The following is a 15,696-nucleotide window of genomic DNA, read 5'->3' as shown; positions in this document are numbered from 1 at the left end:
ATTCGGGCTACCGGACTACACGCTACTCCCCATTCGCGCCGTTCCCGCTCTCTGCTTCCTCCGTGATGTGCTCGACCGAGACGACGTGCTCGTCCTCGGCAGTATCGAACACGATCACGCCCTGGGTCGAGCGGCCGGCGATGCGGATGCCTTCGACCGGGCAGCGGATCAGCTGGCCCTTGTCGGTGACCAGCATGATTTGGTCGGCCTCCTCCACGGGGAAGGACGCCACGAGGTTGCCGTTGCGGCTGTTGACGCTCATGGCGACGATGCCTTTGCCGCCGCGGCCGGTGGTGCGGTACTCGTAGGACGAGGTCCGCTTGCCGTATCCGTTGACGGAGACCGTCAGCACGACCTGCTCCTGCGCCGACATCTCGACATAGCGCTCCTGCGCGAGCTGGAAGCTGCCTGAGGTCTCCTCGGCCTCGGCATCCGCTGGTGCCTCTTCCGTGGCGGTCTCGCCGGCAACCGCGCGGCGCATCTTTAAGTAAGCCGAGCGCTCGTCCGAGGTGGTCTCGACGTGGCGCAGGATCGCCAGCGAAATCACCTTGTCACCCTCGCCGAGCGCGATGCCGCGCACACCCATCGAGGTGCGCCCGGTGAACACGCGCACGTCGGTGACCGGGAAGCGGATGCACTGGCCGCCGGCCGCGGTCAGCAGCACGTCGTCGCGCTCGGTGCAGATCTGCACGTCGACGATCGCCTCGTTGTCGTCGAGCTTCATGGCGATGATGCCGGAGCGGCGCACGTCGACGAAGTCGGACAGCTTGTTGCGCCGGACGTTGCCGCCCGTGGTCGCGAACATCACGTCGAGCTGGCCCCAGGTCGATTCATCCTCAGGCAGCGGCATGATGGTGGTGATGCGCTCGCCCTGCTCCAGCGGCAGGATGTTGATCATGGCTTTGCCGCGTGCGTTCGGCGCGGCCATCGGCAGCCGCCAGACCTTTTCCTTGTAGACCTGGCCGCGCGAGGAGAAGAACAGCACCGGGGTATGCGTGGAGGCCACGAACAGCCGGCTGACGAAATCCTCGTCGCGGGTCTGCATGCCGGCGCGGCCCTTGCCGCCGCGGCGCTGGGCGCGATAGGCCGACAGCGGCACGCGCTTGACGTAACCGGCGTGGGACACGGTGACGACCATGTCCTCGCGCTGGATCAGGTCCTCGTCCTCGACCTCGCCCTCCTGCTCCATGATCACGGTGCGGCGCGGAGTGGCGAACTCGGCCTTCACCTCGGCGAGCTCGGTCTTGATGATGTCGAGAATCCGGGCACGCGAGCGCAGGATGTCGAGATAATCACTGATCTCACCGGCGAGCTTGGACAGCTCCTCGCCGATCTCGTCGCGGCCGAGCGCGGTGAGGCGCGCCAGGCGTAGCTCCAGGATCGCCCTCGCCTGCTCCAGCGACAGGCGGATCGTGCCGTCTTCGTTGATGCGGTGGCGGGGATCGTCGATCAGCGTGATGATGTCCTCGACGTCGCGCGCGGCCCAGTCGCGCGTCATCAGGGTCTCGCGTGCGGCGGCCGGCGTCGGCGAGTGCCGGATCACCTTGATGATCTCGTCGATGTTTGCGACCGCGATGGCCAGGCCGACCTGCTCGTGCGCGCGCTCGCGCGCCTTGCGCAGCTTGTACTTGGTGCGGCGGGTGACGACCTGCTCGCGGAAGCCGACGAAGATCGTCAGCATGTCCTTCAGGTTCATGGTCTGCGGCCGGCCGGAATCGAGCGCGACGGCGTTGACGCCGAAGCTCGTCTGCAGCGGCGTGAACTTGTAGAGCTGGTTCAGGACGACGTCAGGCACGGCATCGCGCTTGAGTTCGACGACGACGCGGTAGCCGTCGCGATCGGACTCGTCACGCAGGTCGGAGATGCCCTCGATCTTCTTTTCCTTGTAGAGCTCGGCGATGCGCTCGACCATCGTCGCCTTGTTCACCTGATAGGGGATCTCGGTGATGACGATCGCCTCGCGCTCCTTGCGGATCGTTTCGAAGGTGACCTTGCCGCGCATCACGATGGAGCCGCGGCCGAGATGATAGGCGCTGCGGATGCCCTGGCGTCCGAGGATGATGCCGCCGGTCGGGAAATCCGGGCCCGGAATGATGGCGTTCAGCTCGTCGATCGTCAGCGCCGGATTGTCGATCAGCGCGGCGCAGGCATCGATCACCTCGCCGAGATTGTGCGGCGGGATGTTGGTGGCCATGCCGACCGCGATGCCGCCGGCGCCGTTGACCAGGAGGTTCGGGAACCGCGCGGGCAGCACCACAGGCTCCCTTTCGGAGCCGTCGTAATTGTCCTGGAAGTCGACCGTGTCGTCGTCGATGTCCTCGAGCAGCTTCAGCGCGATCTTGGTCAGGCGCGACTCGGTGTAGCGCATCGCCGCCGGGGGATCGCCGTCGACCGAGCCGAAATTGCCCTGTCCGTCGATCAAGGGCGCGCGCATCGAGAAGTCCTGCGCCATGCGCACTAGGGCGTCGTAGATCGCCTGGTCGCCATGGGGGTGGTACTTACCCATGACCTCGCCGACGGCACCGGCGGACTTCTTGTGCTTCTTGTCCGGGGTGTCGCCGCGATTGTTCATCGCGAACAGGATACGGCGGTGGACCGGCTTCAACCCGTCGCGCGCATCGGGCAGCGCACGCGCCACGATCACGCTCATGGCGTAATCGAGGTAAGACTTCTTCATCTCCTCGTAGATCGAGACGGGGCGAATGTCCGAGGGTTGCGCCGGCTGGTCGCCGGGCTTGTTGTCGTCGTCAGCCAAGGGGAAATCCGGTGAGGTTTTATCTGGGAATCATATAGCGCATCGGGGGGCGGATAACCACCCTTGCAGCCCCCTCGAAAAGCGCTTTTTCCGCTTATTTTTCCAATAACTTAAGGCGCCAGAGCAGCGCCCTGGACACCGCCGGAATCGGCCCCTCCGGAATCACCCGCAACGCCGGCCTGATCACGCGGGAAGCGGCTCCTGTCAGCCGACTTCGCGTGGCGCAATATGGACCTCAGCCCAAACTTGAAGCGGGCCCGGAAAATCCGACCCCCCCCGCCAATTGGCAGGATTTGCTGACTAGACCGGAAACCGATCACGTGTCCCGGACGCGGTGCGGCGTGCAACGCTGCTCCGCCGAGCCGGGACCCAGGAAGCCACACCGCTGCAACGTGGGCCCCGGCTCTGCAGCGCATCGCCGCACCGGACGATGCTCCGCATCGCCTGGGGAGCGCTGCGCTGCGTCCGGGGCACGTTGACCTTCGTGCCCGCTCAGAACGGGATATCGTCGTCCATGTCGCTGTTGCGGCCACCGCCGGCGGCCACGGGGCGGCGCGGTGCGCTGCTGACGGGACCGGAGGAGCCGAAATCGCCGCCCGGCTCGTCGCCGAAGCTGCCGCCTCCTCCGCCGCCACCGCGGCCGTCGAGCATGGTCAGAGTCGAGTTGAAGCCCTGGAGCACGACCTCGGTCGAATACTTCTCGACGCCGCTCTGGTCGGTCCATTTGCGCGTCTGCAGCGCACCCTCGATGTAAACCTTCGCGCCCTTCTTCAAGTACTGTTCGGCGACCTTGCAGAGCCCTTCATTGAAGATCACGACGCGGTGCCACTCGGTTTTTTCCTTGCGCTCGCCGGTGTTCTTGTCGCGCCAGGTCTCCGAGGTGGCGATGCTCAAATTCGCAATCGGCCGCCCGTCCTGGGTGCGGCGGATTTCAGGATCCTTGCCGAGATTTCCAACCAGAATGACCTTGTTGACGCTTCCCGCCATCGCCGCTCTCCACTCCGAATGCCACTGAATTTCAAAAGGGCGAACCCGCTGCCCGCGTTCCTCTGCGCCTTGTCGAGGCGACCCTATACGCTTGCGGGCACCGATCAGCCCGCCACCCCCGAGGTTATCCCCACATATAGCATCACCCTCGGCTTTGTTCCAGATTTGTTCTTCGCAGCGACACGCCAAAAACATTCGGCCGCACGCCGGTGGAAAAGACGGCCCCTCGGATGGAACCTTTTCGGGTTCCCGCGAACGACGAAAAACACTTAACATTCATCAAGTTGCTGCCACCTCTGTCGGTCGCCGAGTGTGGCATTTCGGAGACGGACTCTGCCCTTTCCTTAGGCTACGATTGCCTCGGAATTAGTTCATATGGGCGTCGCGCCTGATCAGCCGCTTCGGGCACTTCGAAAAGCGGGCGAAACTGGGGAGACTGCAATGAATAAGATTCTGTTTAGTGCAATCAGTGCAATGGCGTTGGGCCTGGCGGCTCCGGCAAGCGCGGCGGATCTCGCTGCGCGTCCTTACACCAAGGCTCCGGCGCCGATGGTCGCCGCCATCTACGACTGGAGCGGCTTCTACATCGGCATCAACGGCGGCGGCGGCACGAGCCACAAGTGCTGGGACTTCGATGCTGGCGGCGGCGTCCTGGTCGGTGAAGGCTGCCACAACGCGACGGGCGGCACGGTCGGTGGCCAGGTCGGCTATCGCTGGCAGTCGGCGAACTGGGTGTTCGGCCTCGAAGGCCAGGGCAACTGGGCGGACTTTTCCGGCGACAACATCAGCCCGCTGACCGGCCTACGCGATCGCTCGAAGATCAACGCTTTCGGCTTGTTGACCGGCCAGGTTGGCTACGCCTGGAACAACGTGCTGCTCTACGTGAAAGGCGGCGGCGCCGTCGTCGGTGATCGCTATCGGAGCTACGATCTGGCGACAGGCCTCGAATTCGATCGGGCCAACGAGACCCGTTGGGGTGCCACGGTCGGTGCGGGCATCGAATTCGGGTTCGCGCCGAACTGGTCGGTCGGCTTCGAGTACGATCATATCTTCCTCGGCGACCGCACGATCAACTTCACCGGATCGGGCAATTTCGGCATCGCCCCGCTCGGTGTTGTCACGCGTTCCGAGCGCATCAGCCAAGACGTCGATATCGGCCTCATCCGCGTGAACTATCGCTGGGGCGGCCCGATGATCGCGAGGTACTGATATCTCGCTGATATCCTTCGAAAATCAAAGGCCGGCCTAGCGCCGGCCTTTTTGTTTGGGCGCAAATTCGCTGGGGAATAATAAGTCAGCAACCATCACCTTTTGCGGCTGTTGTGGCTTTTCAGTGACACAACTTGCGGCTTTGGTGGTGTAAATGCAGCGTCAGTTGGGCCGTTGAGTCCGCTGCCCTTCCGTCACGGAAGGCAACAACAGAAACTGGGACTGGGATTAAGTTGAAAATGAAGAAGGTTTTGTTGGCTTCGGCCTGTTTGTTTGCTCTTGCGGCTCCCGCGTCGGCTGCTGATCTCGCGGCCCGCCCCTACACCAAGGCTCCTGTGGCTGTTGCCTCGGTCTACAACTGGACCGGCTTCTACCTCGGTATCGTCGGGGGTGGTGCTTGGCAGGACGCCTCCGACATCAAGATGAAGGGTGGTTTCGTCGGCGGCACCGCCGGCTACAACTGGCAGACCGGCAACGTCGTGTTCGGTATCGAGGCCGACGGTGCTTGGGCTGACGCCAGCGACACGGTCACCATTCTCGGCGTCTCCGTGAAGTCGAAGACCGACGCGATGGGTACCGTGCGCGGTCGCATCGGCTACGCCGTCAACAACGTCCTGTTCTACGGCACCGGCGGTTACGCTTGGGTCGACAACAAGATCACCGCCACCCTGGGCGCCGTCTCGATCTCCGATACCAAGTGGCACTCCGGCTGGACAGTTGGCGCCGGCGTCGAGGCGTTCTTCGCTCCGCAGTGGTCGGTCAAGGGCGAATACCTCTATCGCAGCCTCGGCGGCGAAACCTACTTCTCGGGTATCGGCGCTCCTCTCACGACCGGCACGCTCGAGTACCACACCGTGCAGGTCGGCGTGAACTATCACTTCGGCGCCCCGGTCGTCGCGAAGTACTGATCGCTACCGACGTTACACCGTCACGAAAGGCCGGCCTCGCGCCGGCCTTTTTGTTTTGGCTCGCCGGCCAACGTTTTCGGTGAGATGTGGCTGCCGGGTGACACAACCTTTGGCTTTATTGGTGTAAGGCAATGACATTACTTGGGTCATAGGTCCGCTGCTCTTCCGCTCTCCGGAAGACCAGAATGAGAAACGGAAGTGGGGAATGGATATGAAGAAGCTTTTGCTGGCTTCGGCCAGCTTGTTCGCACTCAGCGCGTTGGCACCGGCCTCGGCGGCCGATTTGGCGGCCCGCCCCTACACCAAGGCTCCGGTGGCGCCGATCGCAGTGTACAACTGGAGCGGTTTCTACCTCGGCATCAACGGCGGCGGTGCATCGAGCCGCAACTGCTGGGATGTTAACAATATCCTCGGCATTCCGGGTCCGGACACGGCTGAAGGCTGTCACAATGCGACCGGCGGCGTCGTCGGTGGCCAGGTCGGTTATCGTTGGCAGTCGGCGAACTGGGTCTTCGGTCTCGAAGCCCAAGGCGACTGGGCTAACCTGAAGGGCTCGAATACGAGCTTGTTTCTTGCGCCGCTGGTCAACCAGACCCGGATCGATGCGCTTGGCTTGTTCACCGGCCAGGTCGGCTATGCCTGGAACAACGTGCTCTGGTACGTGAAGGGTGGCGCGGCCGTGACGCACGCCAAATACGACGGTCTGGTGGGGGGCGTCGTCTTCGATAGCGCAACTGAGACGCGCTGGGGTGGCGCGGTCGGCACCGGCATCGAATTCGGCTTCGCACCGAACTGGTCCGTGGCGATCGAATACGACCATCTGTTCATGGGCAAGCGCAACAACTCGTTCACGATTCTCGGCGTCAACGACCGTATCGACCGTATCAAGCAGGACGTCGACATGGGCACCGTCCGCCTCAACTACACGTTCGGAGGCCCGGTCGTCGCGAAGTACTGATCTTCGCTGCCGACGTCACGTCGTCACGAAAGGCCGGCTTCGCGCCGGCCTTTTTGTCTTGGCGGACGCTTCGCGCTCGGTTCCGCACCGCCCCTGCTGCCAGATGCCGCCACCGCGCCAACATTCCGTTGACGATGCGCAACTCCCACTGGAAATCCTTCGCCGTTCTTCCTACGTTCGCTGCCATACCATTGGCGCCGATCCCGGTTCCGGGCGAAGCGCGCCTTTTGCATTGGCGCGATCGCGCGTCTTTGGATTCCTTGAGGACCAGCGGGATGGACGAAGTGATCAGGGCGAAGCGCCAACAACAGAACGCGGGCTCCAGCCTGCGCGCAATTACGATCCGTGGCGCGCGCGAGCACAACCTCAAGAACATCGACGTCGAGATCCCCCGCGACAAGCTGGTGGTGTTCACCGGCCTCTCCGGTTCCGGCAAATCCTCGCTCGCCTTCGACACCATCTATGCCGAGGGCCAGCGCCGCTACGTCGAATCGCTGTCGGCCTATGCGCGCCAGTTCCTCGAGATGATGCAGAAGCCTGACGTCGACCAGATCGACGGCTTGTCGCCGGCGATCTCGATCGAGCAGAAGACGACGTCGAAGAACCCGCGCTCCACCGTCGGCACCGTCACCGAGATCTACGACTACATGCGCCTGCTCTGGGCTCGCGTCGGCGTGCCCTATTCGCCGGCCACGGGCCTGCCGATCGAGAGCCAGACCGTGTCGCAGATGGTCGACCGTGTGCTGGCGCTCCCCGAAGGCACCCGCCTCTATCTGCTCGCGCCGGTCGTTCGCGGCCGCAAGGGCGAGTACAGGAAAGAGCTCGCCGAATGGCTCAAGAAGGGTTTTCAGCGCGTCAAGATCGACGGCACGTTCTACGAGCTTGCGGAAGCTCCGACGCTGGACAAGAAGTTCCCGCACGACATCGACGTCGTGGTCGACCGCATCGTGGTCCGCACCGACATCGGCCAGCGCCTCGCCGAGAGCTTTGAGACCGCGCTGAAGCTCGCTGAAGGCCTCGCCGTCGTCGAGTTCGCCGACGCGCCGGCGGCGCCCGTCGAGGAAAAGAAGAAGACCGCCAAGATCCACGACAAGAGCGGGCCCGAGCGCATCCTGTTCTCGGAGAAGTTCGCCTGCCCCGTGTCCGGCTTCACCATCCCCGAGATCGAGCCGCGCCTGTTCTCGTTCAACAATCCCTATGGCGCCTGCCCGGCCTGCGGCGGCCTCGGCGTCGAGCAGCATGTCGACGAAGACCTCGTCATCCCCGAGAAGGATCTGACGCTACGCAAGGGCGCGATCGCGCCCTGGGCCAAATCGTCATCGCCCTATTACGTGCAGACGCTGACCGCGCTCGGCAAGCACTACAAGTTCACGCTCGACACCAAGTGGAAGGACCTGCCGAAGAAGACGCAGAATGCACTTCTCTACGGCTCCGGCGAGGACGAGATCAAGTTCTCCTACGAGGACGGGGTGCGCTCCTACGACACCAAGAAACCGTTCGAGGGCGTCATCACCAACATCAACCGCCGCTACCGCGAGACGGAGAGCGAGTGGGCCCGCGAGGAGCTGGCGAAATATTTCCACGACGTGCCCTGCGAGGGTTGCCGCGGCTTTCGCCTCAAGCCCGAGGCGCTCTGCGTCAAGGTCGGGGCTAAGCATATCGGCGAGATCTCGGAGCTGTCGGTCAAGAAGGCCGGCGAGTGGTTCGAGACCGTGCCCGAGGCGCTGAACAAGCAGCAGAACGAGATCGCCGGCCGCATCCTGAAAGAGATCCGGGAGCGCCTCACCTTCCTGCTCGACGTCGGCCTCAACTATCTCACGCTGTCCCGCTCCTCCGGCACGCTGTCCGGCGGCGAGAGCCAGCGCATCCGCCTGGCCTCGCAGATCGGCTCGGGCCTGACGGGCGTGCTCTATGTGCTGGACGAGCCCTCGATCGGCCTGCACCAGCGCGACAACGCCCGCCTGCTCGATACGCTGAAGCGGCTGCGCGACCTCGGCAACACCGTGGTCGTGGTCGAGCATGACGAGGACGCCATCCGCCTTGCCGACTACGTGCTCGACATCGGTCCGGGCGCCGGCATGCATGGCGGCAACATCGTCGCCGAGGGCACGCCCGCCGAGATCATGCGCAACCCGAAATCGCTGACGGGCAAGTACCTCACCGGCGAGCTCGAGGTCGAGGTGCCGGAGCGGCGTCCGCCGAACCATCGCCGCACCATCAAGGTGGTGAACGCGCGCGGCAATAACCTCAAGAACGTCACGGCGGAGATTCCGCTCGGCCTGTTCACCTGCGTCACCGGCGTCTCCGGCGGCGGCAAGTCGACGCTTTTGATCGACACGCTCTACCGCGCCATCGCCCGCAAGCTAAACAACGCCAGCGAAGGCGCCGCGCCGCACGACCGTATCGAGGGCCTCGAGCACATCGACAAGATCATCGACATCGACCAGTCGCCGATCGGCCGCACCCCGCGCTCGAATCCTGCGACCTACACCGGCGCCTTCACGCCGATCCGCGAATGGTTCGCCGGCCTGCCGGAAGCGAAAGCACGTGGCTACGAGCCCGGCCGCTTCTCCTTCAACGTCAAGGGCGGCCGCTGCGAGGCCTGCCAGGGCGACGGCGTCATCAAGATCGAGATGCACTTCCTGCCCGACGTCTACGTCACCTGCGACGTCTGCAAGGGCAAGCGCTACAACCGCGAGACGCTGGAGGTCCTGTTCAAGGGCAAGAGCATCGCCGACGTGCTCGACATGACCGTCGAGGAAGCCGCCGAGTTCTTCAAGGCGGTGCCGCGCGTGCGCGAGACCTTCCAGACCCTGCACCGCGTGGGCCTCGATTACATCCATGTCGGCCAGCAGGCGACGACCCTGTCAGGCGGCGAAGCCCAGCGCGTCAAACTTGCAAAAGAGCTGTCCAAGCGCGCCACCGGCCGCACGCTCTACATCCTGGACGAGCCCACCACCGGCCTGCACTTCCACGACGTCAAGAAGCTGCTGGAAGTGCTGCACGAGCTGGTCGCGCAGGGCAACACGGTCGTCGTCATCGAGCACAATCTCGAAGTCATCAAGACCGCCGACTGGGTCATCGACCTCGGCCCCGAGGGCGGCGACGGCGGCGGCGAGATCGTCGCCTGGGGCCCGCCGGAGGACATCGCGAAAGCGCCGCGGAGCTATACGGGCAAGTTTCTGGAGCCGGTTCTGAAGAAGGCACGGAAGCCGAAGCGGCGGAGCACGAGCGAGGCGGCGGAGTAGCGTCGGTTGCCTTGAGCGGCCGGAAGGAGTGATCTCCATGGCGAGCCGAACCTATACGCTATTTCGGAACGCCATCCTCGCCGAACAACAGGTGACTTGCGTCTACGAGGGCCGCCATCGCGAGCTCTGCCCGCATATCATCGGCACCAGCAAGTCCGGCGAGGAGGCCGTGCTAGCCTGGCAACTTGCCGGCGAGAGCAGCGGATCGCTGCCGCAATGGCGCTGCCTGAAGCTGGCAAATGTCAGAGGTGCCCGGGCGCGGGACGGCCGCTGGCATGAAGGTGGCTCGCATCGAACAACTCAGACTTGCGTCAGCAACATTGATCTCGACATCAACGTTGACGTCCGCGGGTTGCGGTCCCGCTAGCTGCCGACGAATTCAATCACCGCCTCGCCCCGCGCGACGGCTTCGGCAATTTGCGGCATGGCGCCTAGAAACTGGCGGATCAGCGCGCGATTGTCGATGTGCCCACGCGCACCCACAGCACAATCGGTCCCTGTCTCTTTGCAACGCGGAGAAGCGAAAAGTCGCGATCCTTGGTGACGAGAACGGCCGATCGAGAAATGGCTTCGTTCCAGATCACCCGCCGATCGCGTTTGCCATCCCGAACTCGGCCACATGAGCCGCGTCGTATCCAACTCGACGCATGGCTTCGGCTGGTGCCGGAGGAAGCTGAGCGTCGATCAAGTATGGCAAGCTATTTGGCCGCTATGATCGGGTGGTCGACCTGACGGGCGGCATAGGCAAGCACCGCGTCGATGTCGGCCTCTTCCAGATATGGATAATCTTCGAGGATCCTCTCCCGCGACTGTCCCGCGGACGGTAGGCCCAGGACGTCAGCAACTGTGATGCGCAGATCACGAACACACGGGCGTCCATGCATACGCTGCGGATCGACCGTAATCCTTGCCAGTAGCTCCGACATCTGTCACCTCTGGATGCTAATATCTCCGAACGCATCTGTCAGCGCGTCGTCGGCTGGACCCGATGCGCAGGTCCGCCCGGTACCCCTCCCACATGCCCTACGCCCTCGCCATCTTCGACCTCGACGGCACCCTCGCCGACAGCTTCCCGTGGTTCCTGCGCACCATCAACGATGTCGCCGATCGCTTCAGTTTTCGCCGCGTCGCGCATGAGGAGATCGAGGGGCTGCGGCATGCGTCGAGCCGCGAGATCCTCGCCCGGCTCGAGGTGCCCTTGTGGAAGCTGCCGGCGATCGCGCGGCATGCGCGGCGGTTGAAGGCGGAGGCAGCTAGCGAGATTTCGCTGTTCGCCGGCGTCGAGGCCATGCTGCGAACGCTGGCTGAGAACGGCGTGCAGCTCGCGCTGGTAACGTCCGACAGCGAGGTCAATGCACGCGAGAAGCTCGGCGAGTCCGCCGCACTGTTTTCGCATTTCGATTGCTCTGCATCACTGTTCGGCAAGGCCGCAAAATTCCGCCGGGTCATCCGCCGCGCCCGCGTCGAGCCGGTCCAGGTGATTTCGATCGGCGACGAGGTGCGTGATCTCGAGGCGGCGCGGGCCGTGGGGATCGCCTGCGCCGCGGTGTGCTGGGGCTACGCGGCGCCGGCGGCGCTGCGGGCGCATAAGCCGGACCATGTGTTTGAGCGGATGGATGAGATTGTTTCGACGCTGTGTCCCGGTGCCGTAGCCAGGAGAGCGACACGTCCGCCGTAGCTCAAAGAGCGAAGGCGGAAGCGACATCCGGGAACGTCGGTGGATGAGGACGGCTTGTCCCGCATGTCGCGGAGCCTGTCATCGGGTGGCGCTTTGCGCCGACCCAGTGGCTCATGCGGGCTACGCGCTGCCGCGCGGCGGTTCGTGCTTCTCCAGCGACAGCGCGATCCGGGCCACTCGGCCCGGCGCTGACTCACTCGCCGGAGCGGCCGGCAGCCTTGCGCGGGGGCGCCCCTCCGATTTCCTGGTCCAAGCACGCAAAAGCCTCTCTCACGTGGATGGCCAAGGGTCGCTTGCCCTGGTCGCGATTCCAATTGTCGATCGCGAGACGCAGTGCTCCGACCGACATCATGGCGACCATGCGCAGCGCAGCCTGCCGGTGGGGCTGCGGCCACATCTGGCAGAGCGCCTCGAATACGGCTTCTTCCTTCTCCACATATTTTGCCTGCTGTCGAACGCGAAGCGACTCGTTCGCAGACATCAGGCGCTCGATCACCTTGGTTTGCTTGTAATCGACCTGAAAGCGGGCTGTCAGCTCCAACAAGGCGTTCTTCACGGCGTCGAGGGGCGACTGCTTGGTCGTTTGCTCCAGCACGGCGGCCCGCAAAGTCTCGCTGAAACCACCATCCTGCCACGCCAGGAGGATCTCTTCCTTGGACTTGAAATAGTAGAAGAACGTCCGTCGCGAGATCCCCGCCGCCTCCGCGATCGCGTCGAGCGTTGTGGCCTCGTAGCCCTTGGTCAGAAACAATTTCAGGCCTTGCTCGGCGATCCGATGCAGCGTTTCGCGCCGCTTCCGTTCGCGCAGGCCTTCCTCCTTTCGGGACGAGCTTTTCATGGCCTGTTCTGCCATGAAATCGACCAGCTTGCAAAATTACACTAAGTGCAATATAAAATTACACTCGGTGCGACTTTATCCCAGGTGCATTCATGGTGAACAGGTTGGGCGGCGACACTTCCTCTTGTCATGTTCAATCTGCCCACACGAGTGGCGCCGGCGACGCAATCGGGCCGGAAAACATGACGCGACGGCGCCTCGGTGCCATGCTGCTCGCGGTCGCGGTCACAGCCGCACTCGCCGCACATCCAGCGCAAGCGCAGTCCGCTCCTCCCGCTTTCATCGACTTCGACTGGGTCGATCCCGCGCGTTCGCGGCCTATTCCGGCGCGCTTGCACTGGCCCACGGATGTTGCGCCAGGATCGCGCGTACCGCTTATCGTGTTCTCCCATGGCCTCGGTGGCTCTCGCAGGGGCTACAGCTATCTGGGGCGATATTGGTCGGCCCGTGGCATTGCCAGCTTGCATGTTCAGCATACGGGCAGCGATTCGTCGCTCTGGGCGGGCAATCCCCTCGCCGTCGTGGACCGCTTGCAGCGAGCGGCTCATGAGAGCGAGGCGTTGGCGCGAGCCTGGGACCTGCACTTCGCCCTCGATCGTATGCTGTCGAGCCCCTATGGCGCCCAGGTCGACCGCCGTCGCATCGTAGCGGCCGGGCATTCATATGGGGCGAACACGGCGCTTCTTGCAGTTGGCGCCCGGGTGATGCGCGAAGGGAGATGGGTCGAGGCTCGCGACCCGCGCTTTGCGGCCGCGATCGTCATCTCGGCCCCACCGTTCTATGGCGAGTCCGATCTTGCCTCGGTGCTGAGCAAGATTGCGGTGCCAAACCTGCACGTGACGGCGACGAACGACGTCATCCAAATCCCCGGATACTACTCGCCCGCTGCCGACCGACTAGAGGTCTTCAACGCCATTGCCACACCGCGCAAGCTGCTTGCCGTGTTCGAAGGCGGCTCGCACAGCATCTTCACCGATCGCTCCTTCACGGGTGGTCCGGCACTAAACCCGAAAGTGAAGGCCGCGACGGCGGAGCTCACTCTGGCCTTTCTCGACCTGGTCTTCGATGGCAACGGGGCAACGCTGGCGCGCTGGAACGCCACGTGGCAGCCGATGCTGGCATCGGCGCCGGCGGCCGCACCTTCTCCCCTGCCCGTCGCGCATTCCCAGCGCATGGTCCAAGGAGCGGCGATCGGTCTCGTCCCCTCGCCATGAGATGGTTTGTCATAGCGGTCTTGAGCTTGATGGCCGCTGGTTGCGCGACCGCCCCGCTGGAACGGGCCGGGTCGCTGGCCTCCTACGACAATCTCACGCCGTCCGATGGTCTTCTGACCAAGTCGCAGCTTCGGATCAGCAAGGCTGATGTTCTCGCTGCGAAGACCGCTCGCATCGAGCCGACCGCATTCACGGCAGGCGCGGCAAGCCAGCCGTTCTCGCAGCAGCAGCGCAGGCTGATCAAGAATGCAGTCAATAGAGCGATGTGTTTTGCGCTAAGCGAGCGCTTCCGGATCGTAGCCCCCACGGAAACCGCGGACTTGAATGTTCGCGCAGTCATCACCCACATTGCGCCGACCGATGCGGCGGCAGCCGGCGTCTCCAAGGTCGCGAGCGTTGTACCGTCCATCGTTGCTCCCGGTGTGCCCATCCCTGTACCGCGGCTTCCGATCGGACTGGGGAGCCTGTCCGTAGAGGCCGAAGCCCGTGACCGCAGCGGCAATCAAAAAGCTGCCATGATCTGGGCGCGCGGAGCCAATTCCTTCACCAGCGCTGCGCGCGCATCGAGCGACGGGGATGCCTATGATCTTGCCGGCGCTTTCGGAGACGATTTCGGCAAGATGCTTGTTACCGCCGAGAGCCCGTTCGGGAAGGTCTCGGCGCCGCCATCCATCGGCAGGCTGCAGGCCTCTCTCGGTGGCGCGCCCAAGGAGGCGATCTGCGAAACGTTTGGGCGAGCGCCGGGACTGATTGGAATGGCCGGAGAGAGGATTGGGCTGCCGCCGGATTGGACCGACCGGGGTGCGCCGGCGAACGCAGTCTCGGAAGCGGCGGCTACCGATCAGGCCGGCCCCCCGCAAACTGATCAGCGCTGACGGGCGTTACTGAATGAGCGATCGGCAGCAGCTTCATGCAGCGTCGTTTGGAAAGCCGCGGGTTTTCACGAACTACTCCGTCCTGCGCAAGAACACCCCGAACGCCCGCGGGCCCTCGCCGGTCTTGATCTCGCCGATCACCTTCAGCTCCGCCGCATCGATGATGCTTAGCGTGTTGCTCTCCCAGCACGCGACGATCACGCGCTTGCCGTCGGCGGTCGCCGCGATGCCTTCGGGATAATCGCCGACATTGATGCGCTTGATCGGCTTCAGGCTCGCAAGATCGAACACGCTGACGGTGCCGCCATACTGGTCGGTGACGAAGCCGCGCCCCTGTGTCAGCGCCACCGCATAGGGGCGCATCCCGACCGGTACGCGGCCGATCTCTTTGCCTTCCGCGATGTCGATCACGGAGACGTCGTCGGAGCCGACATTGGCGGTGTAGGCACGCCTGCCATCGGCGTCGATGGTGACGCCGAACGGACGCGTGCCAACCTTGATCATTGTCTTGCGCTGGCGCGTCGCGGTGTCCACCACCGAGACGCTGTCGTCGTCACGGTCCGCCGACAGCAGCAGCCTGCCATCCGGCGTGACGGCCAGGCCCGACGGCGAGGCGCCGACCGCGATGCTGGCGGTGACGCTGCGGCTCGCCGCGTCGATCACACGCACCGCGGCGGCATACCAGTCGGCGACATAGACCGTCTTGCCATCGGGCGCCACCGCAATGCCGAGCGGCCCGCCGCCGACCTCGATGCGGCCGGCGATCTGCCGCGCTGCGGCGTCCACCACGGTCACCGCCTTGGCGTCGGGGCTCGTCACATAGGCAAAGCGGCCGTCCGCGCTGACGGCGACGCCGGCCGGCTTGCCGCCGATCGGAATGGTCGCAACCCCGCGCGCTGTGGCGAGGTCCACGACCATCACATCATCGCTGAGCTGGTCGGTGACAAACGCCTCTTCGGCGGACGCGCTGCCAAGGCTGAGATGGCAAAGGCTGGCGGCGAGCGCCGCCAGGACCAGCGCTCGCAC

General features: G+C 64.3%; 14 protein-coding genes. 8 read left to right on the top strand and 6 right to left on the bottom strand.

Translation table 11 applies throughout. From position 1 onward, the window contains the following. Positions 1-22: 22 nt before the first annotated feature. On the bottom strand, positions 23-2,755 hold the full coding sequence (gene gyrA / locus ACVIIV_RS24635) for a DNA gyrase subunit A (RefSeq protein WP_456746453.1): 2,733 nt from the start codon (positions 2,753-2,755) through the stop codon (positions 23-25). Positions 2,756-3,247: 492 nt separating this feature from the next. Beyond that, positions 3,248-3,742: a single-stranded DNA-binding protein gene (locus ACVIIV_RS24630; RefSeq protein WP_027575349.1), complete on the bottom strand. Its 495-nt coding sequence runs from the start codon at positions 3,740-3,742 to the stop codon at positions 3,248-3,250. A 441-nt stretch (positions 3,743-4,183) separates the two neighbouring features. On the opposite strand from ACVIIV_RS24630, the gene ACVIIV_RS24625 reads away from it, so the two are divergent. From ACVIIV_RS24625 to ACVIIV_RS24605, 5 genes are all read left to right on the top strand, one after another. After that, positions 4,184-4,951: an outer membrane protein gene (locus ACVIIV_RS24625; RefSeq protein ID WP_456746452.1), complete on the top strand. Its 768-nt coding sequence runs from the start codon at positions 4,184-4,186 to the stop codon at positions 4,949-4,951. A 239-nt stretch (positions 4,952-5,190) separates the two neighbouring features. Further along, a complete protein-coding gene (locus ACVIIV_RS24620; protein ID WP_456746451.1) occupies positions 5,191-5,859 on the top strand; it encodes an outer membrane protein in 669 nt (222 codons plus the stop codon). Positions 5,860-6,070: 211 nt separating this feature from the next. After that, complete coding sequence (locus tag ACVIIV_RS24615; RefSeq protein WP_456746450.1) at positions 6,071-6,817, top strand: outer membrane protein; 747 nt, start codon at positions 6,071-6,073, stop codon at positions 6,815-6,817. 275 nt (positions 6,818-7,092) lie between these two features. Further along, positions 7,093-10,065 (top strand): excinuclease ABC subunit UvrA, encoded by a 2,973-nt coding sequence (gene uvrA / locus ACVIIV_RS24610; RefSeq protein WP_456746449.1) that lies wholly within the window; start codon positions 7,093-7,095, stop codon positions 10,063-10,065. Between the two features lie 37 nt (positions 10,066-10,102). Beyond that, positions 10,103-10,432, top strand: a complete 330-nt coding sequence (locus tag ACVIIV_RS24605) for a hypothetical protein (RefSeq protein ID WP_456746448.1) — start codon at positions 10,103-10,105, stop codon at positions 10,430-10,432. A 79-nt stretch (positions 10,433-10,511) separates the two neighbouring features. Here the strand turns inward: ACVIIV_RS24605 and ACVIIV_RS24600 are convergent, their stop codons facing one another. Both ACVIIV_RS24600 and ACVIIV_RS24595 read right to left on the bottom strand, forming a co-directional pair. Beyond that, a complete protein-coding gene (locus ACVIIV_RS24600) occupies positions 10,512-10,649 on the bottom strand; it encodes a DUF5615 family PIN-like protein (protein WP_456746447.1) in 138 nt (45 codons plus the stop codon). A gap of 114 nt (positions 10,650-10,763) precedes the next feature. Next, on the bottom strand, positions 10,764-10,991 hold the full coding sequence (locus ACVIIV_RS24595) for a DUF433 domain-containing protein (RefSeq protein WP_456746446.1): 228 nt from the start codon (positions 10,989-10,991) through the stop codon (positions 10,764-10,766). 92 nt (positions 10,992-11,083) lie between these two features. On the opposite strand from ACVIIV_RS24595, the gene ACVIIV_RS24590 reads away from it, so the two are divergent. Then, positions 11,084-11,743: an HAD-IA family hydrolase gene (locus tag ACVIIV_RS24590; RefSeq protein WP_456746445.1), complete on the top strand. Its 660-nt coding sequence runs from the start codon at positions 11,084-11,086 to the stop codon at positions 11,741-11,743. A 193-nt stretch (positions 11,744-11,936) separates the two neighbouring features. On the opposite strand, the gene ACVIIV_RS24585 is transcribed toward ACVIIV_RS24590, so the two are convergent. Beyond that, positions 11,937-12,581: a TetR/AcrR family transcriptional regulator gene (locus tag ACVIIV_RS24585; RefSeq protein ID WP_456746444.1), complete on the bottom strand. Its 645-nt coding sequence runs from the start codon at positions 12,579-12,581 to the stop codon at positions 11,937-11,939. Positions 12,582-12,787: 206 nt separating this feature from the next. On the opposite strand from ACVIIV_RS24585, the gene ACVIIV_RS24580 reads away from it, so the two are divergent. Both ACVIIV_RS24580 and ACVIIV_RS24575 read left to right on the top strand, forming a co-directional pair. Next, positions 12,788-13,795 carry an alpha/beta hydrolase family protein gene (locus ACVIIV_RS24580; RefSeq protein WP_456746443.1) on the top strand — a complete coding sequence of 336 codons (1,008 nt, stop codon included), beginning with the start codon at positions 12,788-12,790 and terminating at the stop codon, positions 13,793-13,795. Positions 13,796-13,824: 29 nt separating this feature from the next. Then, positions 13,825-14,670 carry a DUF3313 domain-containing protein gene (locus ACVIIV_RS24575; protein WP_456746442.1) on the top strand — a complete coding sequence of 282 codons (846 nt, stop codon included), beginning with the start codon at positions 13,825-13,827 and terminating at the stop codon, positions 14,668-14,670. Positions 14,671-14,742: 72 nt separating this feature from the next. On the opposite strand, the gene ACVIIV_RS24570 is transcribed toward ACVIIV_RS24575, so the two are convergent. Continuing rightward, positions 14,743-15,696 carry a YVTN family beta-propeller repeat protein gene (locus ACVIIV_RS24570; RefSeq protein WP_456746441.1) on the bottom strand — a complete coding sequence of 318 codons (954 nt, stop codon included), beginning with the start codon at positions 15,694-15,696 and terminating at the stop codon, positions 14,743-14,745.

It is taken from the genome of Bradyrhizobium sp. USDA 4354, from assembly GCF_054060315.1.
This window is presented reverse-complemented; position numbering and strand designations above follow the sequence as displayed.

Excerpts from the sequence above, each read along its gene's own strand:
- uvrA (WP_456746449.1), top strand. The coding sequence starts at position 7,093 with ATGGACGAAGTGATCAGGGCGAAGCGCCAACAACAGAACGCGGGCTCC.
- ACVIIV_RS24630 (WP_027575349.1), bottom strand. The coding sequence starts at position 3,742 with ATGGCGGGAAGCGTCAACAAGGTCATTCTGGTTGGAAATCTCGGCAAG.
- ACVIIV_RS24620 (WP_456746451.1), top strand. The coding sequence starts at position 5,191 with ATGAAGAAGGTTTTGTTGGCTTCGGCCTGTTTGTTTGCTCTTGCGGCT.
- ACVIIV_RS24580 (WP_456746443.1), top strand. The coding sequence starts at position 12,788 with ATGCTGCTCGCGGTCGCGGTCACAGCCGCACTCGCCGCACATCCAGCG.
- ACVIIV_RS24590 (WP_456746445.1), top strand. The coding sequence starts at position 11,084 with ATGCCCTACGCCCTCGCCATCTTCGACCTCGACGGCACCCTCGCCGAC.
- ACVIIV_RS24585 (WP_456746444.1), bottom strand. The coding sequence starts at position 12,581 with ATGAAAAGCTCGTCCCGAAAGGAGGAAGGCCTGCGCGAACGGAAGCGG.
- ACVIIV_RS24615 (WP_456746450.1), top strand. The coding sequence starts at position 6,071 with ATGAAGAAGCTTTTGCTGGCTTCGGCCAGCTTGTTCGCACTCAGCGCG.
- ACVIIV_RS24595 (WP_456746446.1), bottom strand. The coding sequence starts at position 10,991 with ATGTCGGAGCTACTGGCAAGGATTACGGTCGATCCGCAGCGTATGCAT.
- ACVIIV_RS24605 (WP_456746448.1), top strand. The coding sequence starts at position 10,103 with ATGGCGAGCCGAACCTATACGCTATTTCGGAACGCCATCCTCGCCGAA.
- ACVIIV_RS24625 (WP_456746452.1), top strand. The coding sequence starts at position 4,184 with ATGAATAAGATTCTGTTTAGTGCAATCAGTGCAATGGCGTTGGGCCTG.
- ACVIIV_RS24575 (WP_456746442.1), top strand. The coding sequence starts at position 13,825 with ATGGCCGCTGGTTGCGCGACCGCCCCGCTGGAACGGGCCGGGTCGCTG.